The organism is Micromonospora sp. MW-13 (assembly GCF_003434305.1).
Taxonomy (GTDB): Bacteria; Actinomycetota; Actinomycetes; order Mycobacteriales; family Micromonosporaceae; genus Micromonospora.
In genome coordinates, this window is record NZ_QKKX01000056.1 from 1 (window position 1) to 21,300 (window position 21,300).

18 protein-coding genes and 3 pseudogenes are annotated in these 21,300 nt (G+C 75.5%); 7 read left to right on the top strand and 14 right to left on the bottom strand.

Going from position 1 to position 21,300, the window contains the following annotated elements; all coding sequences use genetic code 11:
* From C5N14_RS24450 to C5N14_RS24465, 4 genes and pseudogenes are all read left to right on the top strand, one after another.
* A pseudogene (locus C5N14_RS24450) lies at positions 1 to 942 on the top strand (ATPase); the annotation flags it as partial.
* A complete protein-coding gene (locus tag C5N14_RS24455) occupies positions 939 to 1,343 on the top strand; it encodes a roadblock/LC7 domain-containing protein (RefSeq protein WP_117671056.1) in 405 nt (134 codons plus the stop codon). The pseudogene C5N14_RS24450 and the gene C5N14_RS24455, both read left to right, overlap by 4 nt.
* A 101-nt stretch (positions 1,344 to 1,444) precedes the next feature.
* Positions 1,445 to 1,822, top strand: coding sequence for a DUF742 domain-containing protein (locus tag C5N14_RS24460; RefSeq protein ID WP_117671196.1), 378 nt, complete (start codon positions 1,445 to 1,447; stop codon positions 1,820 to 1,822).
* 1 nt (position 1,823) lies between these two features.
* On the top strand, positions 1,824 to 2,417 hold the full coding sequence (locus C5N14_RS24465; RefSeq protein WP_117671057.1) for an ATP/GTP-binding protein: 594 nt from the start codon (positions 1,824 to 1,826) through the stop codon (positions 2,415 to 2,417).
* 204 nt (positions 2,418 to 2,621) lie between these two features.
* Here the strand turns inward: C5N14_RS24465 and C5N14_RS24470 are convergent, their stop codons facing one another.
* From C5N14_RS24470 to C5N14_RS24480, 4 genes and pseudogenes are all read right to left on the bottom strand, one after another.
* The gene (locus C5N14_RS24470) at positions 2,622 to 3,845 is read right to left on the bottom strand and encodes an ABC transporter substrate-binding protein (RefSeq protein WP_117671059.1); all 1,224 of its coding nucleotides are present in this window, start codon (positions 3,843 to 3,845) and stop codon (positions 2,622 to 2,624) included.
* 279 nt (positions 3,846 to 4,124) lie between these two features.
* Positions 4,125 to 4,955, bottom strand: a pseudogene (locus C5N14_RS34260) (hypothetical protein); the annotation flags it as partial.
* A gap of 86 nt (positions 4,956 to 5,041) precedes the next feature.
* Positions 5,042 to 6,590 (bottom strand): annotated as a pseudogene (locus tag C5N14_RS34265) (transposase); the annotation flags it as partial.
* A gap of 64 nt (positions 6,591 to 6,654) precedes the next feature.
* Complete coding sequence (locus tag C5N14_RS24480) at positions 6,655 to 7,665, bottom strand: DNA primase (RefSeq protein WP_117671063.1); 1,011 nt, start codon at positions 7,663 to 7,665, stop codon at positions 6,655 to 6,657.
* A gap of 116 nt (positions 7,666 to 7,781) precedes the next feature.
* Here C5N14_RS24480 and C5N14_RS24485 point away from each other — a divergent pair, with 116 nt between their 5' ends.
* Positions 7,782 to 8,117, top strand: coding sequence for a PadR family transcriptional regulator (locus tag C5N14_RS24485; RefSeq protein WP_117671065.1), 336 nt, complete (start codon positions 7,782 to 7,784; stop codon positions 8,115 to 8,117).
* Positions 8,118 to 8,253: 136 nt separating this feature from the next.
* On the opposite strand, the gene C5N14_RS24490 is transcribed toward C5N14_RS24485, so the two are convergent.
* The 10 genes from C5N14_RS24490 to deoC all read right to left on the bottom strand — a co-directional run bounded on the left by C5N14_RS24490 (position 8,254) and on the right by deoC (position 19,597).
* Entirely contained in the window at positions 8,254 to 8,925 is a 672-nt protein-coding gene (locus C5N14_RS24490; protein WP_117671067.1) for a permease prefix domain 1-containing protein, read from the bottom strand.
* Between the two features lie 59 nt (positions 8,926 to 8,984).
* Positions 8,985 to 10,859: a thiol reductant ABC exporter subunit CydC gene (cydC, locus tag C5N14_RS24495; RefSeq protein WP_117671069.1), complete on the bottom strand. Its 1,875-nt coding sequence runs from the start codon at positions 10,857 to 10,859 to the stop codon at positions 8,985 to 8,987.
* On the bottom strand, positions 10,856 to 12,532 hold the full coding sequence (gene cydD / locus C5N14_RS24500) for a thiol reductant ABC exporter subunit CydD (RefSeq protein ID WP_117671070.1): 1,677 nt from the start codon (positions 12,530 to 12,532) through the stop codon (positions 10,856 to 10,858). Before cydD ends, cydC begins: the two co-directional genes overlap by 4 nt.
* Entirely contained in the window at positions 12,529 to 13,536 is a 1,008-nt protein-coding gene (locus C5N14_RS24505; protein WP_117671072.1) for a cytochrome d ubiquinol oxidase subunit II, read from the bottom strand. Before C5N14_RS24505 ends, cydD begins: the two co-directional genes overlap by 4 nt.
* A 12-nt stretch (positions 13,537 to 13,548) precedes the next feature.
* Complete coding sequence (locus tag C5N14_RS24510; RefSeq protein ID WP_117671074.1) at positions 13,549 to 14,799, bottom strand: cytochrome ubiquinol oxidase subunit I; 1,251 nt, start codon at positions 14,797 to 14,799, stop codon at positions 13,549 to 13,551.
* Positions 14,800 to 14,912: 113 nt separating this feature from the next.
* Positions 14,913 to 15,818, bottom strand: a complete 906-nt coding sequence (locus C5N14_RS24515) for a M56 family metallopeptidase (RefSeq protein WP_117671076.1) — start codon at positions 15,816 to 15,818, stop codon at positions 14,913 to 14,915.
* Positions 15,819 to 15,828: 10 nt separating this feature from the next.
* The gene (locus C5N14_RS24520) at positions 15,829 to 16,275 is read right to left on the bottom strand and encodes a BlaI/MecI/CopY family transcriptional regulator (protein ID WP_117671078.1); all 447 of its coding nucleotides are present in this window, start codon (positions 16,273 to 16,275) and stop codon (positions 15,829 to 15,831) included.
* A gap of 109 nt (positions 16,276 to 16,384) precedes the next feature.
* Complete coding sequence (locus C5N14_RS24525; protein WP_117671080.1) at positions 16,385 to 17,209, bottom strand: aldehyde dehydrogenase family protein; 825 nt, start codon at positions 17,207 to 17,209, stop codon at positions 16,385 to 16,387.
* On the bottom strand, positions 17,202 to 18,641 hold the full coding sequence (locus C5N14_RS24530; protein WP_207892860.1) for an aldehyde dehydrogenase family protein: 1,440 nt from the start codon (positions 18,639 to 18,641) through the stop codon (positions 17,202 to 17,204). Before C5N14_RS24530 ends, C5N14_RS24525 begins: the two co-directional genes overlap by 8 nt.
* Positions 18,638 to 19,597 carry a deoxyribose-phosphate aldolase gene (gene deoC / locus C5N14_RS24535; protein ID WP_117671084.1) on the bottom strand — a complete coding sequence of 320 codons (960 nt, stop codon included), beginning with the start codon at positions 19,595 to 19,597 and terminating at the stop codon, positions 18,638 to 18,640. The genes C5N14_RS24530 and deoC overlap by 4 nt, the downstream gene beginning before the upstream one ends.
* A gap of 167 nt (positions 19,598 to 19,764) precedes the next feature.
* On the opposite strand from deoC, the gene upp reads away from it, so the two are divergent.
* Both upp and C5N14_RS24545 read left to right on the top strand, forming a co-directional pair.
* Positions 19,765 to 20,397, top strand: a complete 633-nt coding sequence (upp, locus tag C5N14_RS24540; protein WP_117671086.1) for a uracil phosphoribosyltransferase — start codon at positions 19,765 to 19,767, stop codon at positions 20,395 to 20,397.
* Positions 20,398 to 20,557: 160 nt separating this feature from the next.
* On the top strand, positions 20,558 to 21,235 hold the full coding sequence (locus C5N14_RS24545) for a GPP34 family phosphoprotein (RefSeq protein WP_117671088.1): 678 nt from the start codon (positions 20,558 to 20,560) through the stop codon (positions 21,233 to 21,235).
* Positions 21,236 to 21,300 lie beyond the last annotated feature (65 nt).

Below are 21,300 nucleotides of genomic sequence, written 5' to 3' on the forward strand. Positions count from 1 at the left end.
TCGGCGCCGCCGGTTTCCGGCCAGCCGTTCTCCGCGCCGCCGCTGCCGAGCCGCCCGGCGCCGTCGGCCCAGGTGCCGGGCGCGCCGCCGGCCTGGCCGCCGGTGGCCGCGCCGGAGCGGGAGCCGGCCACCCCGCCGGTGCCCGAGCGCCTCGCCGCCGCCCTGGACATGACCACGGAGCTGCCGCGGGTGCCGCGCACCGACGTGCCGTCCGCCCAGCCGGCCCCGCCGGCACCGCTCCGGCCGGTGCCCGCACCGGCCCAGAACCGGCAGCGCTACGCCGACGAGACGATGGAGCTGCCGATCTTCCGGGAGCTCGAGTCGGCGTGGTTCCGCACCCGCCGGGCGGGCGCTGAGGAGGGCGCCGCCCAGCCCGCGCCCGCCAACGGAGCCGCGGCCCCGACGAACGGCGCAGCGACCCAGCAGTTCTCCGCGGTCGACGTCGCCGGCCGGGCCGTTCAGACACCAGCACCCGGGACGACAGGTAACGCACCGATGGCAGACATTCCGATGGCCGGAGGAGTGCCCCGCGACAACGGGCTGACAACCAACGGTGCCGGCCAACCCGGCCGCGCTGACGGCCCGCTGACGGCCCGTCGGCCCGGCAGCCCCTGGCAGACCGCGGCCGACGACGGCTGGCGGGCCGCCTCGGCGGCCACCGAGGTCCCGGTCGCGGAGACCACCCGCAAGGGTCTGCCGAAGCGGGTGCCGATGGCCCAGTTGGTGCCCGGCGCGGTGGAGAAGCCGGTCGCCTCCGCCCAGCGCCGTACGCCGGAGGGGGTCCGCGGTCTACTCTCCGCCTACCATCGAGGTGTGCAGCGCGGGCGTACCCAGCCCGACGGCAACCCGACCAGCCCGGAGGTGACTCCGGGAGGGCAGCAGTCCTCGCAGTCTGGCTCAGGCCCGGTGGCCGGGAGCGGGCAGAAGGAGCAACAAGGATGACAACTACGCAGGATCTCGGTTGGCTGCTGGCCAACTTCGCCGACCGGGTGCCCGGTGTCGCGCATGCGGTCGCCGTCTCCGCGGACGGCCTGCTCCTCGCGTCGTCACGAGACCTTCCGCGTGACCGGGCCGACCAGTTGGCCGCGATCGCGTCCGGGCTGGTGAGCCTGACCCAGGGAGCGGCGCGCTGCTTCGAGGGCGGTGCGGTGTTGCAGACGGTGGTCGAGATGGACAACGGCTTCCTGTTCCTGATGTCCATCTCGGACGGGTCGTCCTTCGCCGTGCTCGCCGCCCGTAGCTGCGACGTCGGGCAGGTCGGCTACGAGATGGCCCTCCTGGTCGACCGGGTGGGCGACGCGTTGACCCCACAGCCGCGTGCGGCTGTGGGGATGATGGGCTGACCACGCGCTGACCGGTGGGTCAGGTGGGGTGGCAAGGACATCGACGGCGGGTTCCGTTCCAGGGCCAACCGGTGTCGGGGACGAAGGAGGTGAGCGGCGAGATGGTCGATCGTGACGAGCCGACCGGAGCGTTGGTCCGTCCGTACGCCGTGACCCGCGGTCGTACCCGTCCCCGGCTGGACATCGCCCTGGAGGCGCTCGTCGAGACGACGGTGCGCGGCCGTACCGCTGCCAGTGGCAACGGCAGCCAGGGTCGTGAACACCAGTACATCGCCGCGCTGTGTGACGGACGTGTGCAGTCGCTCGCCGAGATCGCGGCGCGACTGCAACTCCCGCTCGGCGTGGCTAGGGTGCTCATCGCCGACATGGCGACGGACGGCCTAGTCGCGGTCCACGAGCCGACCATCCTGGACGACTCCGACGACGCGGTGGGCACTGAACTGCTGGAGAGGGTGCTGAGTGGACTTCGCAGGCTCTGACATGTCGCACCGCCCGCCCGCGCCGAGCGGTCGGGTGACGTCGGCGAAGATCGTTATCGCCGGTGGGTTCGGCGTCGGCAAGACGACGCTGGTCGGCTCGGTCTCGGAGATCACGCCGCTGACCACAGAGGCCATCATGACCTCGGCCGGCGTGGGCGTCGACGACACCCGGCAGGTGCCGGGCAAGACGACGACCACGGTGGCGATGGACTTCGGTCGTATCTCGATCGACCGGGACCTGATCCTGTACCTGTTCGGTACCCCAGGCCAGACCCGGTTCTGGTTCATGTGGGACGAACTGGTCCGGGGTGCCATCGGCGCGGTGGTCCTGGTCGACACCCGACGACTGGCCGACTGCTTCGCGGCCATCGACTTCTTCGAGCACCGGCGGCTGCCGTACCTGGTGGCCATCAACTGCTTCGACGGGATGCAGTACCACGACCCGCAGGATGTCCGGGATGCGCTGGCGATCTCCCGGGACGTGCCGGTGGTGGCCTGCGACGCCCGGAACCGGGAGTCGACGAAGCACGTGCTGATCTCGCTGGTCGAGTACGTGCTGACGATGCGCCGCTCGCGCGCCGTCACGCCGGCCTGAGATTCGCCCCGGGAAGCGCCCGGTGACCGGCACGCCGCCGGGTCACCGGGCGCTTCCGGCTGTCCGGAGATCCGGTCGCGCCCGCAGCCCGCATCGGGGCGACTCCGCAGGCTGTCCGAGGGCGTCGTCCGCCCTCAGCCGCCCGATCCGCCCGCCGCCCGTTCCGCGGCGAGCCGGCGGTGCGGGGCCGACGGGGCGGATCGGTCAGGACAGCCGGACCCAGCCGCCGTGGTCGACCCGGTAGACGCCGAGGGAGTTGCGGTCCATGCCGCCGTGCCGGATCGGCGCGAACGCGTACGCCCCGGCGAGGCCCTCGGTGACCTGGTTCTGCAGGTACGCCCGCAGCCGCCCCCGGTCCACGCTGGCCGCCGACCGGGCCGCGTTGGCGAGCAGTTGCAGCGCGTCCGAGGCGTACGGGGCGAAGCCGCTGAAGCCGCCGTGCCGCTGGATGTAGCGGTACACGAAGTCCCGCCGGGCCAGGGCCGTCGTGGTGGTGTTGGTGAGGGTGGATCCGCCGAGGCAGATCGGGTGCACCGCGTACGCGCCCTCCAGGGCTGCCACGTTGCCGTCGGCCAGGGTCTCCTCGGCGACGCCACCGGCGTCCAGGTAGAGCGGCCCACGGTGGCCGGCCTGGCGCAACGCGCGGGCCGCCCCGCCGGTGTCGGGGGCGGTGCCCCAGACCACCACGGCGTCCGGCTTCGCCGCCACCACCCGTCGCGCGGCCGGTAGGAAGCTCTCGCCCGCCCGGGGCAGCCGGACGACCGCGCCGGGGGTCAGCTCGACGGCCCGCAGGGCCGCTGACATCGCCCGTACGCCGGAGTTGCCGTGCAGCCCGTCCGCCGCCAGCACCACGACCCGTTTCCGCCCCTGCGAGGCGATGAGGCGGGCCAGCCGGCGGGCCACGTCGGAGGCGTCCGGGGTGAGCTTGTAGACGTACGTCCGCTGGGCCAGCGGCAGCACGATCCCGTCCCCGTACGCCAGCGAGACGAACGGGGTCTGGAGCTGCTGGGCGACGCCGACGATGGCGGCCGAGGTCTCGGTGAGGGTCCCGCCGAGCAGGGCGTGCGCCCCGTCCCGCCGGATCAGGTCGGTGGCGTGCCGGGCGGCCAGCTCCGGGTCGCTGGCGTTGTCGCGCACCTCCAGCCGGACGGTCCGGCGCAGGTTGCCGACGGGCACACCGTCGGCGTTGAGCGACTCCAGGCTGATCCGCAGGGCCCGCTCCTGGAGCACGCCGAGCGCCGCGCCAGCGCCGGTCAGCTCCAGGCTGACGCCGAGCACCAGCTCCTGGCCGCCGGTCCGACCGGCGCCAGCGGTGGGACCGTCCTCCGCCCCGGTCCGCCCGCAGGCGGCGAGCAACAGGACGCCCGCCGCCGCCGCGAGCACCCCCCGCCGGTGGGGTGTGGCCGGGTCGCTTGCCGGTGTCGCCATGTTGCAGTCGCCTTCCCACCCCGGCGACACCTGCCGCCGGCCGCTACGCCGGGTATGCTCCCGGCCGCCGCGACCCGGCGTCAACTCATCCGGGTGTGGGCAGGAACACGCAGGTGGGAGGCGGTTTCCGGGGGATCGACGGTGGTGGGTGCGGACCCGGCCCGGCCGGTGTCGTCCCGGCGTCCCGGCGGACCCGCCACGGGGTGCGGCGGGTCCGGGGCGGCGGCCCACCGGCGTGGCGTCGGCACGCCGGGCCGCCCGGATCGGGCGTGCCCGGTCTCAGGACCGGTATCCGGCGGACCGGTACTCGTACTCCCGGTCGTCGTCGCGGTCCCCGGTGTCCCGGGTGAAGTCCCAGCCGCCGGCCGCTTCCCGGCCCGGACGCCCGCCGACCGCGAAGCCGCCGATCTCCTGCCCGCGGCGCCAGCCCCGGAAGTAGCCGGTGGTGTTCTCGGCCAGGCTGGCCGCGTCGCGGACGATCCGCAGCGGACGCTCCTCGCGGAGCGGGGAACCCGGGACCAGGTTGGCCTGTGGCACCCGCTTCGGCAGCCCGGCCTTCGTCTCGGCGCCCACGGCCGGCCGGGCGGCCTGCTCGGCGGCCTGCCATCCGGTGTCCGCGGTGCTCGACCAGTCGAGTTCGGCCTCGTCGGCGTGACCCACGAACCAGGCCGACTTGGCGGCGGCGAAGATCAGCAGGTCGCCGTCGCCCTCGTCCGAGATCGGCGGCGTGCGCCGCTCCATCGGCGCGGCACGCGGCGGCTGGACCGGGGCCGGTCGGTGTTCCATGGCGGGCCGGTCGGGGCGGTGTTCCATCGCGGGCCGCTCGGGGCGGTGTTCCATCGCGGGCCGGTCGGGACGGTGCTCCATGGCGGGCCGGTCGGGACGGTGTTCCATCGCGGGCCGGTCCGGGCGGGGCTGTGCGGCGGGCCGGCCCGGGCGGGTGGGCTCCCCGCGGTCGACCAGCCGCAGTGGTGGCGTCTCCAGGTGCGGGTCGCCGGCCGGGGCCGGACCCTCGCGCAGGGCCCGGTCCGCCAGCGGCGGCGGCTCGACCAGCCGCAGCATCGGCGGCTCCTGGGGCAGGTCGTCGGCGAGCCAGGGCGGGGTGACCCGCCCGTCGGTCGGGACCAGCTCCGTCGGCCCGTCGATCTGTCGCGGCTGCCGGTCCTCGAAGGACCGGACGACCGGGTTGTCGGCGGCGCTCTCGGGCGGGTCCTCGGGGTTGTTGACCAGCGGCCAGTTCGCCCGGGAACCCGGGGGAGCGGACTCCTGGCCGGGTCGTGGGGCCGGGACCGGCACGCTCAGGTCGGTGGCGCTGAACCCGCCGGTGGGCGGGGCGGACTCGCCGGTGGTCTTCGGCCGGGGCGGGATGACGGTGCGTTGCCGTTCCGCCCGGGCGTGCTGGATCGCGGCGGTGGTCAGCGTGGGCCGGAACGGCTCGCCGGCCTCGGCCGGCGGCACCGAGCCGCGCTCGCGCTGGGCCGGCGCGAACGGGGTCATCCCCGGCGGCGGGGGCGGCGGCGCGGACACCGGCCGGTTGGTCGGCCCGTCCACCATCCGGCGCGGCTCGCCGGCCGACGGCGGTGCGGAGACGGGCGGGGTGGCCGTGGCGGCCGGGCTCATCGGGCGCGGGGCGATCGGCGGCGGGGCGATCGGCTCCGGCGCGACCGGCGGTGGCCCGAGGGGCCGGGGCGAGGCCGGCATTCCGCTGCCGGGGACCGGCTCGGGGCGGCTGCGGCGGCCGACCGGCTCGGGTTCGGTGGGCCGCAACGCGCGCAGCCCGGTGCCGGTGCCGCCGAGGCCGGACAGTTCGGCGACCGGCTCGCCCCGGCGGGCGGCGGCCCGCCGGCCGGGGACCGGGGTGGTGACCCGGGCGCCGAGTGCGCTGACCAGCGCCTCGCAGCCCGCGTCGCAGGCCCGCACCGAGGCGACCGCCTGACGGACCGTCTCCGCCACGGCCGAGGTGAGCGCCCGGCTGACCGCCGCGCGGCGCGGGGTCTCGGAGATGGCGACCCGCAGGGCGGTCACCGCTTCGTTGATCTCGTCGGCGTCGGCCACCCCGTCGGTCGCGAGGTGGGCGGCGATGGCGTCCGCCGCCACCGACATCTCCCGTCCCGGAGCGATCGTGCCGCCCAGCATGCCGGGCTCGGGCAGGGCGTCGAGCACGGCCAGCGCGACCGGCTCGGCCGGATCCGGGTACGCGCGCAGCGCGGCCGGGTAGAGCTCGCGCAGCACCTCGCGCAGCGCCACCGCGGCGGAGTGCCGGCCGCTGGCGAGCGCGGCGTGGGCCGCGAGGACCTGCTTGTAGCCGGCGAGGTCCCGGGGGGCCGGCAGGGTGACCGCGGACAGCGCCCCGGCCTGGAGGGCCCGGGCCAGCCCGACCGCCCGCCGCTCGGCCGGCGGGGACTGCATCTCCTCCAGCGAGTCGTCGTCGGCGAACCGCTCGGCGAAGTCGTCCACAGAGTCGTCGTCGGCGATGGCCAGTGGCCGCCCGGCGGCGCTGAGCAGCGAGGTGACTGTGTGGTCGTCGCTGTCGGACGCGATTGCGGCGCCACTCGGCCCGCCCGACCGCTCCACGAGCAGCACGACCAGCTCAGCGTAGCCGGCCGGGTCGTCGCCGATCTCGCAGACATGGAGCAGCCGGCCTGCGTCGTCGACGACAGCGGACGTCAGCGTCGAACCGGCCGAAGCCGGTCGGTCGGCCGGATCCGCTGAGGCCAGACCGCAGTACACGCGCACGAGCGCCACGGCGTCGTCCTCCTCCCGGGACTGAGGTCTTTCTCTGCCAGAGACTGATGCTCCCTGGAACGCGTCAGTCGCGCCAGTCCACGACCGCAGAGATCTTGCCGACAATGGTGCGCCAACCGAGACTTGCCGTCTGCGCCCCGATCTTCTTGAGCCGCCGCCGGCCGAGGAAGCCGCCGATCCCGCCGTTGGCCGTGGCCCGCAGCGCCTCGTCCAGGTCGTCCAGGCTGGAGCCGGGGGAGAGCATGTCCAGCACGGCGGGCAGGCGCAGCCCGTACGCGATGTCCCGGGCCGCCTCGCCGGCCTCGATGAGCAGGGGAGCGTCCCAGGTGTCGTGCCCGCCGCGCAGGTTCTCCACGACCAGGTCGAGCTCGTAGGTGTCCTCGTCGAGGGGCGCGATGTCGGCCGGGGTCAACCGATCGGACAGTTCGTCCCAGCTGTCCAGCTGGGACATGTCGGTGGGCGCTCCGGACTGGACGAAGCTGACCAGCGACTCCGGCGTCTTGAACAGCAGCAGCTTGCCCCGGTGGCTGAGGAAGACCGGGACCTCCTCGTCGCCCGCCTCGTCGGCCTCGTCCTCGTCGGCCTCGTCGTCGCCTTCGCTGTCCTCGGCGGCCTCGGCGGTCTCGTCCCCGTCGGCCTTCGTCGAGGAGTCTCCGGCGCCCCGCCGCCGGGACTTTCCGCCGTTCTCCTCCGCCTCGGCCTCGGCGAACTCCGCGGCGACCTCCTCGTCGAGGATCACGACCTCGTCGTCGTCCTCGTCGGCCTCGATCGCCTGGCGGCGGGCCAGGAACGGGTCGTCGGCGTCGCGGTCGGCGACGTCGGTGGGGGCCAACTCCCGCGCCGGCCGGTACGCCCGCAGCGTGTAGCCGGTGCCGGCGGGCAGGGCGATCTCCACCGGGTCGATGCGCACCTCGTCCCAGAGCGAGCGGTCAATGTCCCGCGCAGCCGGGCGCTCGACCTCCTCCTCGACCTCTTCGGCGGTGCCGTCGGTCTCGTCGAGCTCGGGCTCGTCGGCGTCGGGCCGTTGGGGCGACTGGCGGGCCACGCTGACCTCCGTGTGCTTCGGGTTGCCCACCCGGCGGCGTCTCCGGCCGCCGAGTGACTCTGGGCACATACCCTAGTGGGCGGCTCGGGGGCCGGTGCCCGCACCCCGCTGGCGGTCCGGCGGGCTGACAAGTAGCGTTGCTACTTATGAAGGCCCAGGCGCTGCACGGACACCTCGACGCGCTGCTGCTCGCGGTGCTGGAGCGGGGCGCGCTGCACGGGTACGCGATCATCGAGGCGCTTCGGGCGCGCAGCGACGGCAGCCTCGACCTGCCGACCGGCACCATCTATCCCGCGCTGCGCCGGCTGGAGCGGGCCGGGCACGTGGCCAGCACCTGGAGCACCGTCAACGGCCGGGAGCGCCGGACCTACGAGCTCACCGACTCCGGGCGTCGGGCGCTCGCCGGTGAGCGGGCGGGCTGGCGGGAGTTCAGCATCACCGTCGGCCGGTTCCTCGACGACAGCCCCGCCACCCCGGCCTGACCACGACGTCAGGCCCCCCGGGTCGGGGTCCCGGAGCCGGCCAGCGAAGGCCGCGCCGGCCGCCCCGCCCCGCCCCGCCGGGCGCGACCGGCTGCGGCAGCCCCGCCCGGCGGGGCCGCCCGCCGGTCGGCCTGGGTCAGCGGGCCGCGAGCAGCCAGGCCCGGGCGGCCCGGGCGGTCCAGAGGAACCCGGCGCTCGTCAGCAGCGCGCCCACGATCATCGGCGGCCAGGTGCGGGCCGGCGCCCACAGCCCCACCGACCAGCCGTACAGCGCCGCGCCGCCCAGCACGCCGAGGGCGAGCGTCGCGGTGAGCCCGAAGCCGGTCAGCCGGGCGAGCCGGGGCAGGACCGGGTGGGTCGACCGGGCCGAGGCGGCCACCAGCAGCAACCCGGCCGCCGCCAGCAGCGCGGTGGTGACCCAGATACCGTTCAGCGACGCGGACAGCAGACGGTAGCCGGCCGGCGGGCCGGGCCCGTCGCTCCAGCTGGACCCGCGCCAGGTCAGGTCGCCGGCCACGATCAGGATCCCGGCCACCGCGAGCACCCGCATGGCCAGACCGCGGAGGGAACCGGCCGCCAGCTCCGCCTGGTAGGCCGGGGCGAGCCGGGCGGCGTCGCCGAACTCGGCCACCGCCCGCCGCTCGGCCTGCGCCGCCGACAGCCCTCCGTTCCGGTACGCCTCGACGGCGTCCTGCAACCCGTGCCGGGCCTCGGCCAGCAGGTCGGCCTTGAGCCGTGGCGGACCGTGCAGCCGGTCGGCCAGCTCGCGCAGCCGGTCCTCCACACGTACGTCGTCCCAGCGGCCCATGGGGCCGAGCCTGCCACGGCGGAGCCCAGGCGCGCGTCGGGGGATTCCCGGAACCCGGCTCAGGGGTGCCGGGTCAGGGCCAGGTAGCCGCGTTCCGCCGCCTCCTGGAGCAGCCACTGGTCCCGGTACCAGCCCGGCGCGGCCACCAGCTCGGCGTGCCGGCCGCGCTGCGCCACCCGGCCGGCGTCGAGCACCATGATCTCGTCGAGGCCGGCCAGCCCGCTGAGCCGGTGGCTGATCAGCAGCACCGAGTGCCCCGCCGGGGTGGCGGCCAGCGTCGAGGCGAGCACCGCGTCGGCCGCGGCCGGGTCGAGGCCCTCGGTCGGTTCGTCGAGCACCAGCACCCCGGGTGCCGCGAGCAGCGCCCGGGCCAACGCCAGGCGCTGCCGCTGGCCGCCGGAGAGCTGCCCGCCCTCCTCGCCGACCACGGTGTCCCAGCCGGCGGGCTGGGCGCGCACCCAGTCGAGCAGGCCGGCGGCCCGGGTCGCGGCGGCCAGCGCGTCGGTGTCGGCGGTGGGCCGGCCGAGCAGCAGGTTCTCCCGGACCGTGGTGTGGAAGACGTACGCCTCGGCGAGCAGCCCGCCGACCGCCCGGGGCAGCTCCTGCGCCGGGTACGCCGACAGGTCCACCCCGTCCAGGGTGGCCCGGCCGCCCTCGGGGCGCACCGTGCCGGTGAGGACGGCCGCGAGCGTGCTCTTGCCGGCGCCGCTCGGACCGACCACGGCGACCCGGCGGCCGGCCGGGAGGTCCAGGGTGACCCGGTCCAGCGCCGGCGCGACGCCCGCCCGGTACCGCACGGTCACCTCGTCCAGGCGCACGTCGTGCGGGGCCGCGGCGGTCACCGGGGCGGGGCCGGGCTCGGGGGCGACCTCCGGGGCGGTCAGCAGGGCGGCGACCCGGACCAGGCCGGCCCGGAGCTGGGTGCGCTGCCGGGCGGCCCCGACCAGGGCGAGCGCCACCTCGACGGCGGCCAGGGAGCCGACCGCCAGCACTCCGACCAGCACCCCGCCGACCCCGGCGCGCAGCGCGGCGACCACCACCCCGGCGGCGGTCGCCCCGGCGACCAGCACCCCGGCCGCGTCCACGGCGAAACCGGTCGCGGCGAGCCGCCGTTCCAGCCGGGCCAGCCGCCGGGACCGTCCCGCGGCGGCGTCCAGCGCCTGCCGGGTGGCGCCGAAGGCGGCCAGGTCGGCCGCGCCCTGGGTCAGGTCGACCGCGTCCGTGGCGAGCGCGCCGCGCAGCGGGGCCACCTCGTCGGCCGCCCGGCGGGTCAGCGCCGTGGCCGCCAGCGGCAGCGCGACGCCGGCGACGAGCAGGCCCAGCGCCAGCACCCCGGCCGCCGGGAGCGAGACGAGGCCGGCTCCGGCCACGGCCAGCACGCTGACCCCCGCCGCGGCCGACCCGGGCACGATCACCCGCAGCAGCAGGTCCTGGACCGCCTCCACGTCGGAGACCAGCCGGCTCAGCGCGTCGCCGGTGCGTCCCCGGGCGGCGTCGCCCCGGGCCGCCAGCGTGGCGAACACCCGGGCCCGTACATCGGTGATCATCCGCAGCACGGCGTCGTGGCCGGCCAGCCGCTCGGTGTAGCGGAACACCCCCCGGCCGATCGCCAGTGCCCGGACCGCGACGATCGCCACGGTGAGCCGGTCCAGCGGCGGCCGGCCGGCGGCGCTCATCAACAGCCAGGTGGCGGTGGCCATCAGGGCCAGCCCGGCGAACTCGGTGGCGGCGGCGAGCAGCCCCGCCCCGGCCAGCCGCCCCAGGTACGGCCGGGCCAGCCGGAGCACGGCCCGTTCGGCGGCCCGGACGCTCCCGCCGTCCGGCGGGGCCGTGGCGGTCCCCGCACCCGGGCCCGGCGGCGGGGCCGTGGCGGCGCCCGCGCCCGGGCCCGGGTCCGGCGTGGGGGAGGTGGCGTCGGCGGGACCGGTGCTCATCGGGCCGCCTCCGTGACCCTCGCGGGGACCAGCTCGGTGACCCGGCCGTCCTCGACCCGCAGGATCCGGTCGGCGTCCTCCAGCAGCGCCGGCCGGTGGGCCACCAGCAGGGCGGTCCGGCCGGCGACGAGCCGGCGGGTGGCCGCCAGCACCACGGCCTCGCTGGCGGTGTCGAGCCGCGCGGTGGGCTCGTCGAGCAGCACCACCGGGGCGTCCCGGAGGAACGCCCGGGCCAGCGCCACCCGCTGTCGCTGGCCGCTGGACAGGCCGTGGCCGCGCTCGCCGAGCGCGGTGCCGAGCCCGTCAGGCAGGGCGGCGACCACCTCGTCCAGCGCGGCGGCGGTGACCGCGGCGGCGAGCGCGTCGTCGTCGGTGTCGGGCGCGCCGAGCCGGATGTTGTCGGCCAGGGTCGCGGCGAACAGGTGGGCGCGCTGCGGCACCCAGGCGAGCCGGCTCCGCCAGCCGTCCGGGTCGACGCCGGCGAGGTCGACCCCGCCCACGGTGACCCGGCCCCGCGTCGGGGCGACGAAGCCGAGCAGCAGGTTGAGCAGGGTGCTCTTGCCCGCGCCGCTGGGCCCGACGACGGCGATCCGCTCGCCGGGCCGGATGGTCAGCGTGACGTCCCGCAGCGCGACCGTCCGCTCGTACTCGACCGTGACGCCCTCGAACCGGATCTCGCCCCGCCCGTCGGGGGCCGGCGACGGCTCCGGCCGGCCGGCGGCCGGCTCGACCGCGGAGAGGGTGAGCGCCTCGTCCAGCGCGGTCAGCCCCTCCATGCTGGCGTGGAACCGGCTGCCGGCCGCCCGCAGCGGCAGGTACGCCTCCGGGGTGAGCAGCAGCACCAGCAGCGCGGTGGAGAGGGTGAGCCCGCCGCCGAGCAGCCGGATGCCCACCGGCACCGCGACCAGCGCCACCGACAGGGTGGCGACCAGCTCCAGCACCAGGGCGGACAGGAACGCGATCCGTAGCGTCTTCATCGTCGCGGTCCGGTGCCCGTCGGCCATCCGGCGTACCACCTCGACCTGTCCGCGCACCCGGCCGAACGCGCGCAGGGTGGGCAGCCCGGCGACCATGTCGAGGAAGTGCCCGCCGAGCAGCGACAGCCGCCGCCACTGGCGTTCGGTGGCGGCCTGCGCCTGCCAGCCGAGCAGCGCGCCGAAGACCGGGATCAGCGGCAGCGTCAGCGCGATGATCACCGCCGAGCCCCAGTCGGCGAGGACGATCCGGGCCAGCACGGCCACCGGCACGGTGACGCTGAGCACGAGCTGCGGAAGGTACCCGGTGAAGTACGCGTCCAGCGCGTCGAGCCCGCGCCCGGCCAGGGTGGCGAGCTGGCCGGCCCGCTGGCCGGCGACCCAGCCGGGGCCGTGCCGGCCGACGGCCGCGAGCAGGTCCCCCCGGAGCGTGGCCTTGACCGTCGCGGCGGCCCGCGCCGCCACCGTGCCCTGGGCCCAGGTGACCACCGATCGCCCGGCCACGGCGGCGAGGAGACCGGCCAACGCCGGCCGGTCCAGCCGCCCGTCGATCGCGGTGGCCAGCAGCGTGGCCAGCGCGGTCGCCTGCGCCACGACCAGTAGCGCCGTCAGTCCGCCGAGCAGCGCGAGCACGGCGAGGTCGCGCCGGGCCGCGGGGACCCGGCGCAGCAGACGCGGGTCGAAGGGACGGCGGTTCACCAGTACACCGGTGCCCTGCCGTCGGTCCGTCCCCGGAACACCCACCAGCACATCGCCTGAAAGCCTAGTAGGGCTGGCAGGAGCGGCACCGTCAGCCAGCCCAGCAGCGCCAGGGTCGGCCCGCTGGCCGCCGCGCCGGCGACGCTCAGCGACGCCGCCGGATCGACCGTGGAGACCAGCACGTGGGGCCAGAGCGCCGCTCCGACCAGCGCCACCGGCAGCGCCAGCGCCGCCGAGGTGGCGGCGAAGGCCACCCCGGGCCGCCGCCGGGCGAGCGCCGCCCGGGCCACCAGCAGCGCCGCGAACAGCACGAACGGCAGCAGTACGGCGAACAGCGGGCGCTGCGCCGCGGCGCGTACCCGATCGGAGAGGCCGCCGGCGACGGTGGCCAGGGCGACCGCGGCGAGCGCCACCGCGACCAGCCGGCGGGCGGTCCGCGCCAGCGGCGCGGCGTCGGCGGCCGGGAGCCGGAGCGTGAGGAAGGTCGCACCGTGCACGGTGACCAGGGCCACCATCGCGATGCCGGCGGCGGCCACGAACGGGGTGACCACGTGCCCGAGCCCCGCCACGTGCCCGGCGGCGGTCAGCGGCACGCCCTGGAGCAGGCCGGCGAGCAGCCCGCCCCAGCCGAGCGCGGCGAGCAGGCTGCCGGCGACCACCACCCGGTCCCAGGCGGCCCGGGCCCGACCGTCGGCCGGGCGGCTGCGCAACTGCACGCCGACGGCCACCGCGACCACCCCGGCCAGCGCGGCGGCGACGACCGGGTAGAACCCGGAGAGCAGTTCCCCCTCCAGGGTGGGGAACGCCCCGAACAGGATGCCGGCCGCGGCCACCAGCCAGACCTCGTTGCCGAGGAAGAACGGGCCGACGGCGGTGAGCGCCGCCCGGCGGCGGTCCGGGCCGCCGCCCCGGGCGAGCAGCAGCCCGACGCCGTAGTCGTAGCCGCCGAGCACCAGGTAGACGGCGAAGAAGAGGCCGAGCAGGGCGTACCAGGCGAGTTCCACGGGGCGGCTCCCTCAGGCGAGGACGGACATGGGGCGGGCCGGCTCGGGGGCCGGGGCGGGCGGGCGGCCGAGCGCCGGGTCGGCGGCGCCCCTGGCGGCGTACCGGGCGAACAGCATCCCGTTGGCGACGGCGAGCGCGCCGAGCAGCAGGGTGAAGCCGATCAGCGAGGCGAGCATCACGCCCGGCCCGACGGGGGAGACCGCCTGCCCGGTGGGCAACAGGCCGTACACGACCCAGGGCTGGCGGCCCACCTCGCGGGCGATCCAGCCGAGCAGCACCGCCGCGAAGGGCAGCGGCAGCGCCAGCAGGGTGATCCAGAGCGGGACGCGGAGCCGGATGATCCAGTCCCGCCAGAGCAGCGGGAGCAGCAGCCAGACGCAGCCGAGCAGCATGCCGATCATGATCATGAAGCCGAGCCCGACGTCGGCCAGCACGGGTGGGGCGTAGTCGCCGGGCCCGAACCGGGCCGTCCACTCGGCGACCAGGGCGCCCTGGTCCGCGCCGCCGCCGAACTTGGTCGGCTGCACCTGCCCGACCGGACCGAACTGGGCGAAGCCGAAGCCCACCACCAGGCTGACCGCGAGCGCCGCGGTGACCAGCCCGATCCGCAGCGAGGTGCGGAACAGCGTGAAGTCGGCGGTGTGCCGGATCAGGTGCCAGGCGCTCACCGCGGCCATCAGCATCCCGCCGGTGAGCAGGGCGGCGGCCACCACGTGCCCGAACGCCATCCCGAGGGTGGGGTTGGTGAGCAGGGCGCCGAAGTCGGTCAGGTGGGCCACCCCGTCGCGCACCTCGTAGCCGACGGGGTGCTGGAGCCAGGAGTTCGCCACCATGACCCAGAACGCCGAGGCGTACGCGGTCAGCGCCACGCCCCACAGCAGCGCGAGGTGGACGCCCCGGCGAAGCCGGTGCCACCCGAAGATCCACATGCCGAGGAACGTGGACTCCAGGAAGAACGCCACCAGGGTCTCGATCGCCAGCGGCGCGCCGAACACGTTGCCGACGTAGCGCGACAGGCCGCTCCAGTTCAGCCCGAACTGGAACTCCATCACGATTCCGGTGGCGATGCCGAGCGCATAGTTGATCACGTAGAGCTGGCCCCAGAACCGGGTCAGTCGCTCGTACGCCGGGTTGCCGGTCAGCACCCAGGCGGTCTGAAGCCCGACCAGCAGGGTGACCAGCCCGAGCGTGACGGCAACGAAGAGGAAGTGCAGGGAGGTGGTCGTGGCGAACTGCAGACGGGCGAGGAGCAGGGGGTCCATGGCCGCTCTCCGGAGGTAGGCTCGCTTTTGGTAGAGAGCCTACACGTAGACTGGCTACCTATAGGAGGGCGTGCGGTGGCGGCCAGGATCGGGAGTCGTCAGGCCCGTGGCTGTCAGCTCAGGAAGAGCGAGATCGGCAGCGCGACCAGGGTGACCGCCACCGCCAGCGCGGTGGCCCCGATCAGCCGGGGCGGCCGGTCGGCGACCAGCAGCCGCTGGACCCGGACGTCCAGGTCCCCCTCGCCCAGGCCGAGCGCGCCGGCCGGGGTGACCCGGTGGCCGGCCGCCGCGAACCGCCGCAGCGCGCCCGCGAGTGGCGCCTCGGCGTGCAGCTCCCGGGCCTTGTCGTCGGCACGCATCTCGACCAGCAGCGAGACCCGCTCGTGCGCGTGGCGTACCCAACGGAACCAGGGCAGCGCCCGGCGCAGCGCCGTGAACGGCAGCAGCACCAGGTCGTGCCGCTCCTGCGCGTGCGCCCGCTCGTGGGTGAGCACCGCCTCCAGCTCGGCCCGGTCGAGCATGCTGAGCGCCCCGGCGCTGACCACCACCCGGGGACGCACACCCGGCAGGCAGTACGCCGCCGCGCTCGGATGGTCCAGCACCAACGCCCCCGGCACCTCGGGGTCCCGGCGGGCGACCAGGGTCAGCAGGTCCCGGTGCCGGCGCTGGGCCCGGACGGCCGCGTGCAGGCTGCGTACCGTCGTGGTGAGCAGCACCGCCCCGATGCCGAAGCCGACGCCGACCAGCCCGAGGTGGATCGCGCCCGTCCCGGCGGGGAGGGTGCCGTGGGCCAGGTCGGTGCCGAGGGCGAGCAGCGCGCCGCCCGTCGGCCGGTCGTACGCGGCCAGCCCGAGCGCCATGGGCAGGCCCATCGCGGAGAGGCCGAGCGCGAGCCCGACCGCCTGCCAGCAGACGATCGCCACCCGGGGGCTGCGCCACGTCCAGGTGGAGGCCGCCAGGACCTGGGCGGTCAGGTAGCAGGCCAGGACCGTCGCGGCGAAGTGCGCGGCGTACGCCATGACGGCGGCCCTACCGGTCCGTCGCCTCGTCGGCCAGGGCGGGCTGCCCGGCCCGGTCCGTACGCGGATCCTCGACCCGGTCGGTCAGCGCCCCGGCCGCCTCGGCGCCCAGGGCGGCGCGCAGCACGTCGGCCTCGGTCCCGGTGACCGAGTGGGCGAAGCGCACCAGCGCGGCGTCCCGGCTGCCACCGAGGTCCAGCGCGTCGAGCATGAGCTGGGCGATGTGCGCCTCGCGGCTGGCCGCGGCCCGGTACCGCCAGGCCCGCCCCTCCCGCTGCCGCCGCACCATGCCCTTGCCGGCGAGCCGGTCCAGCACGGTCATCACCGTCGTGTAGGCCAGCTCGCGCCCGTCGAGCGCGTCGGCGACCTCGCGCACGGTCACCCCGTCCGACGTGCCCGGGACGGTGTCCCACAGCACGTCCATCACCGCACGTTCAAGATCCCCAAGCCGCGTCACCCGTCAATCCTACCTCCCGTAGTAGAACCTCCTCGCCCCCAGCCCACCCCGCCCCCCGCGCCCGCCCCGTGCCCCGAGGGGGCGCCGGCCAGCGGTGGGTGGGTGGGGTTCAGACGCCCTTGGGGTGCCAGACCGTCTTCGTCTCCAGCAGCGCGGTCATCCGGGTGATGCCGGGGTCGGCGGACCAGTCGTGGCCGGCCGGGGCCGGCCGGAGCACCCGCTTCAGGTTCTCCGCGGCCCGGACCTCCAGGTCCGCCGCCAGCTCGGCGTCGGCCACGCCGGTCAGGTCGATCGCGTTGACGTCCATGTGCGCGGCCAGCGTCGGCACCGTCTCCGCCAGCCGACCGGTCAGGACGTTGACCACCCCGCCGGGCAGGTCGGAGGTGGCCAGCACCTCGGCCAGGGTCACCGCCGCCAGCGGCTGCGCCGGGGAGGCCGCCACCACCACCGTGTTGCCGGTGACGATCGCCGGGGCGATCACGCTGACCAGGCCGAGCAGCGCCGGCTGCTCGGGGGCCACCACCGCCACCACGCCGGTCGGCTCGGGCGCGGACAGGTTGAAGTACGGGCCGGCGACCGGGTTCGCGCCGCCGTACACCTGGGGGAGCTTGTCGGACCAGCCGGCGTACCAGACCCAGCGGTCGACGGCCGCGTCGACCTCGTCGGCCGGCACGCCGAGCCCGACGAACTGCTCGCGGCGGCCCTCCAGCATCTCGGCGACCCGGTAGAGGATCTGCCCCCGGTTGTACGCGGTCGCCCCGGCCCAGCCCTTCACCGCCGCACGGGCGGCGACCACCGCGTCCCGCGCGTCCTTGCGGGAGGCCAACGACACGTTCGCGGATTGCACGAGATACGACCGTCCCGACTCGCTGCGCGGGAACTTCCCGCCGATGAAGAGCTTGTACGTCTTGCGTACCGCGACCCGCTCAGACATTGAGGTAGCCCTCCAGCCCGTGCCGGCCGCCCTCGCGACCGTAGCCCGACTCCTTGTACCCGCCGAACGGTGAGGTGGGGTCGAACTTGTTGAACGTGTTGGCCCACACCACCCCGGCGCGCAGCCGGTCGGCCAACCACAGGATCCGGGAGCCCTTGTCGGTCCAGATCCCGGCCGACAGCCCGTACGGCGTGTTGTTGGCCTTCTCGACGGCCTCGGCCGGGGTGCGGAAGGTCAGCACGGACAGCACCGGGCCGAAGATCTCCTCCCGGGCGATCCGGTGCGCCTGGGTGACCCCGGTGAAGATCGTCGGCGCGAACCAGAAGCCGCGCTCGGGCAGCTCGCACGGCGGCGACCAGCGTTCGGCCCCCTCGGCCGAGCCGGCGTCGGACAGCTCGCGGATGCGGGCGAGCTGGGCGGCCGAGTTGATCGCCCCGATGTCGGTGTTCTTGTCCAGCGGGTCGCCGACCCGCAGCCGGGCCATCCGCCGCTTCAGCGACTCCAGCACCTGCTCGGCGACGGACTCCTGGACCAGCAGCCGGGAGCCGGCGCAGCAGACGTGCCCCTGGTTGAAGAAGATGCCGTTGACGATCCCCTCGACCGCCTGGTCGACCGGGGCGTCGTCGAAGACGATGTTCGCGGCCTTGCCGCCCAGCTCCAGGGTGAGCTTCTTGCGGGTGCCGGCGACCGACCGGGCGATGGCCCGGCCGACCTCGGTGGAGCCGGTGAAGGCAACCTTGTCCACGCCCGGGTGCTCGACCAGCGCCCGGCCGGTGTCGCCCGCGCCGGTGACGATGTTGACCACGCCGGCCGGCAGGTCGGCCTGCTGGCAGATCTCGGCGAACAGCAGCGCGGTCAGCGGGGTGGTCTCGGCGGGCTTGAGTACCACCGTGTTGCCGGCGGCCAACGCCGGGGCGATCTTCCAGGCCAGCATGAGCAGCGGGAAGTTCCAGGGGATGACCTGCGCGGCCACGCCCAGCGGCTGCGGGTCGGGCCCGAAGCCGGCGTGCGGCAGCTTGTCGGCCCAGCCGGCGTAGTAGAAGAAGTGCGCGGCGACCAGCGGCAGGTCGACGTCCCGGGACTCCTTGATCGGCTTGCCGTTGTCCAGCGACTCCAGCACGGCCAGCTCGCGGGAGCGCTCCTGGATGATCCGGGCGATCCGGAACAGGTACTTGGCCCGGTCCCGGCCCGGCATCGGGCCCCACACCTTCTCGTACGCCTTGCGGGCGGCGTGGACCGCGCGGTCCACGTCCTGGCTCCCGGCCTCGGCGACCTCGGCGAGGACCTCCTCGGAGGCGGGGTTGACCGACTTGAAGCTGCCACCGTCGGTCGGGTCGACGAACTTTCCGTCGACGAAGAGCCCGTACGAGGGCTTGAGGTCCACCACCGAGCGGGACTCGGGGGCGGGCGCGTATTCGAAGTTCACGCTCAGTCCAGGGTGAAGTAGTCGGGACCGGAGTAGACGCCGGTCGTCAGTTTGGTGCGCTGCATGAGCAGGTCGTTGAGCAGGCTGGACGCGCCGAACCGGAACCAGTCCGGGTCGAGCCAGTCCGCGCCGACGGTCTCGTTGACCATCACCAGGTACTTGATCGCGTCCTTCGTGGTCTTGATCCCGCCGGCCGGCTTCACGCCGACCTGCCGCCCGGTGGCGGCGCGGAAGTCGCGGACCGCCTCCAGCATCACCAGGGTCACCGGCAGGGTGGCGGCGACCGGGACCTTGCCGGTGGAGGTCTTGATGAAGTCGCCGCCGGCCAGCATGGCCAGCCAGGAGGCCCGCCGCACGTTGTCGTACGTGGCCAGCTCGCCGGTCTCCAGGATCACCTTGAGGTGGGCGTCCCCGCAGGCGGACTTGGTGGCCACGATCTCGTCGTAGACCTCGGAGTACCGCCCGGCCAGGAACGCGCCCCGGTTGATCACCATGTCGATCTCGTCCGCGCCGGCCGCCACGGCGGCCCGGGTGTCGGCGAGCTTGACCTCCAGCGGCGCCTGCCCGGACGGGAACGCCGTCGCCACGCTGGCCAGGTGCACGCCGCTGCCGGCCAGCACCTCGGCCACGTGCGGGACCATCGCCGGGTAGACGCAGACCGCGCCGACGTGCGGGCAGGACGGGTCGGCCGGATCGGGACGCAGCGCCTTGGCCGCGAGCGCCCGGACCTTGCCGGGGGTGTCCGCCCCCTCCAGGGTGGTCAGGTCGACCATCCGGATGGCCAGGTCGATCGCCTGCGCCTTGGCCGTGGTCTTGATGGAGCGGGTGCCGAGCTGTGCCGCCCGCTGCTCCGCGCCCACCTGGTCCACGCCGGGCAGGCCGTGCAGGAAGGTCCGCAGAGCGGTCTCGGATCGCCCCAGCTCGGAAAGGTCCGACCGGGCCGACGTCGCTGTCGCCGTCATGCCGGGAATTCTACGCATCCACTCATGTTGTGATCCTGGTCACGGGTGGCCGTCGCGGGCGGCGCCGCGCCGCCGCAGCGTCGTCGGGGTGCCGCCGGGGTGAGCGGGGTCGCTGCCGCGCCCGCAACCGCGCTGCGGGAGCCGACCGTTCGGTAGGTTGAGCGATCGTGGACGTACACGTCATTGACCACCCGCTCGCCCAGTCGCGGCTGACCGCCATGCGGGACGCGCGCACCGACTCCTCCTCGTTCCGGGCCGCGCTGCACGAGCTCACCACCATGCTCGTGTACGAGGCCGCGCGCTCCTTCCCCGTCGAGAAGTACCCCGTACAGACCCCGGTGACGGGCACCGAGGGCACCCGGCTGGCCAACCCGCCGTTGCTGGTGCCGGTGCTGCGGGCCGGCCTGGGCATGGCCGACGCCGCGCTCGGCCTGCTGCCGGAGTCCTCGATGGGCTTCGTCGGCCTGGCCCGCGACGAGGAGACGTACGAGCCGCGGGCGTACATGGAGTCGCTGCCCCGCGACCTGGCCGGCCTGCCGGTGCTCGTCCTGGACCCGATGCTGGCCACCGGCGGATCCCTCGAACACTGCTGCCGGCTGCTCGCCGACCGGGGCTGCACCGACATCACCGTGCTCTGCGTGCTGGCCGCGCCGGTCGGCATCCGGCGGCTGGAGCAGTCCGGCCTGCCGCTGCGGCTGGTCACCGCCTCCATCGACGAGGGCCTCAACGACAAGATGTTCATCGTCCCGGGCCTCGGCGACGCCGGCGACCGCCAGTTCGGCGGCATGCCCCGCTTCTGACGGTCGCCCGGCCCGCCGGTGCCCCCGGCGGGCCGCTGCCGTTCGACAGCGGCGGGGGAAGGAGCCTCTTCCCGCCTTCAGGCATCGACCGGAGGCAGCCCCAACGCCGTTGGCGAGTTGGGTGCGCGCCGGGTGCGCGCAGGCGCTACCGTCTCGGGCCATGACTGGTGTTGCGCTTGCCGAAGAGCTGCTGCTCCTCGCCTACGACGACGAATCCGGCAAGGCGACGATGCCGCGGATCAGCCTCGACCTGGGAATGGCCGCCGCGGTCCTGATCGAACTGGCCCTGGCCGGCCGGATCGCTTACGCCGACGGGAACCTGACGGTCACCGACCCCACCCCGACGGGTGAGTCGACCCTCGACGAGGTGCTCGCCCGGGTCGCCGCCGACACCCCGCACACCCCCTCCTCCTGGGTCCAGCGGCTGCGTCACGGCCTGCGCGACCGGATCCTCGGCGACCTGGTCGGCCGGGGCGTGGTGCGTGACGTCGACGAGACCGAGCTGGGCTTCATCCACGTGCACCGCTACCCGACGACGGACGCCTCGGTGGAGCAGGACATCCGGCGTCGGCTCGCCGAGGCGCTGGCCGGCGGGCACCTTCCCGACGAGCGGACCGCCGCGCTGGCCACCCTGGTCGCGGTGCTCCGGATGGAGCCGGCGCTCGGCCTGACCGGCGACGCCGCCCGGGACGCCCGGGTGCGGCTGGAGGAGATCGCCGGCGGCGCCGGCTTCTCCGGCACCGTCGGCCTGGACGACTCAGTCGTCCGCCCCTCGGTAGCCCTGGTCGTCACCGCCCTGGGCACCGCGGTAGACGCCGCCCTAGGCAAACGCCCCTAACCCTCCCCCCGCCCCCGGGTGTGCACGCGGTGATCAAGAAGTTTGCGTCGGCGACGGCAGGATTC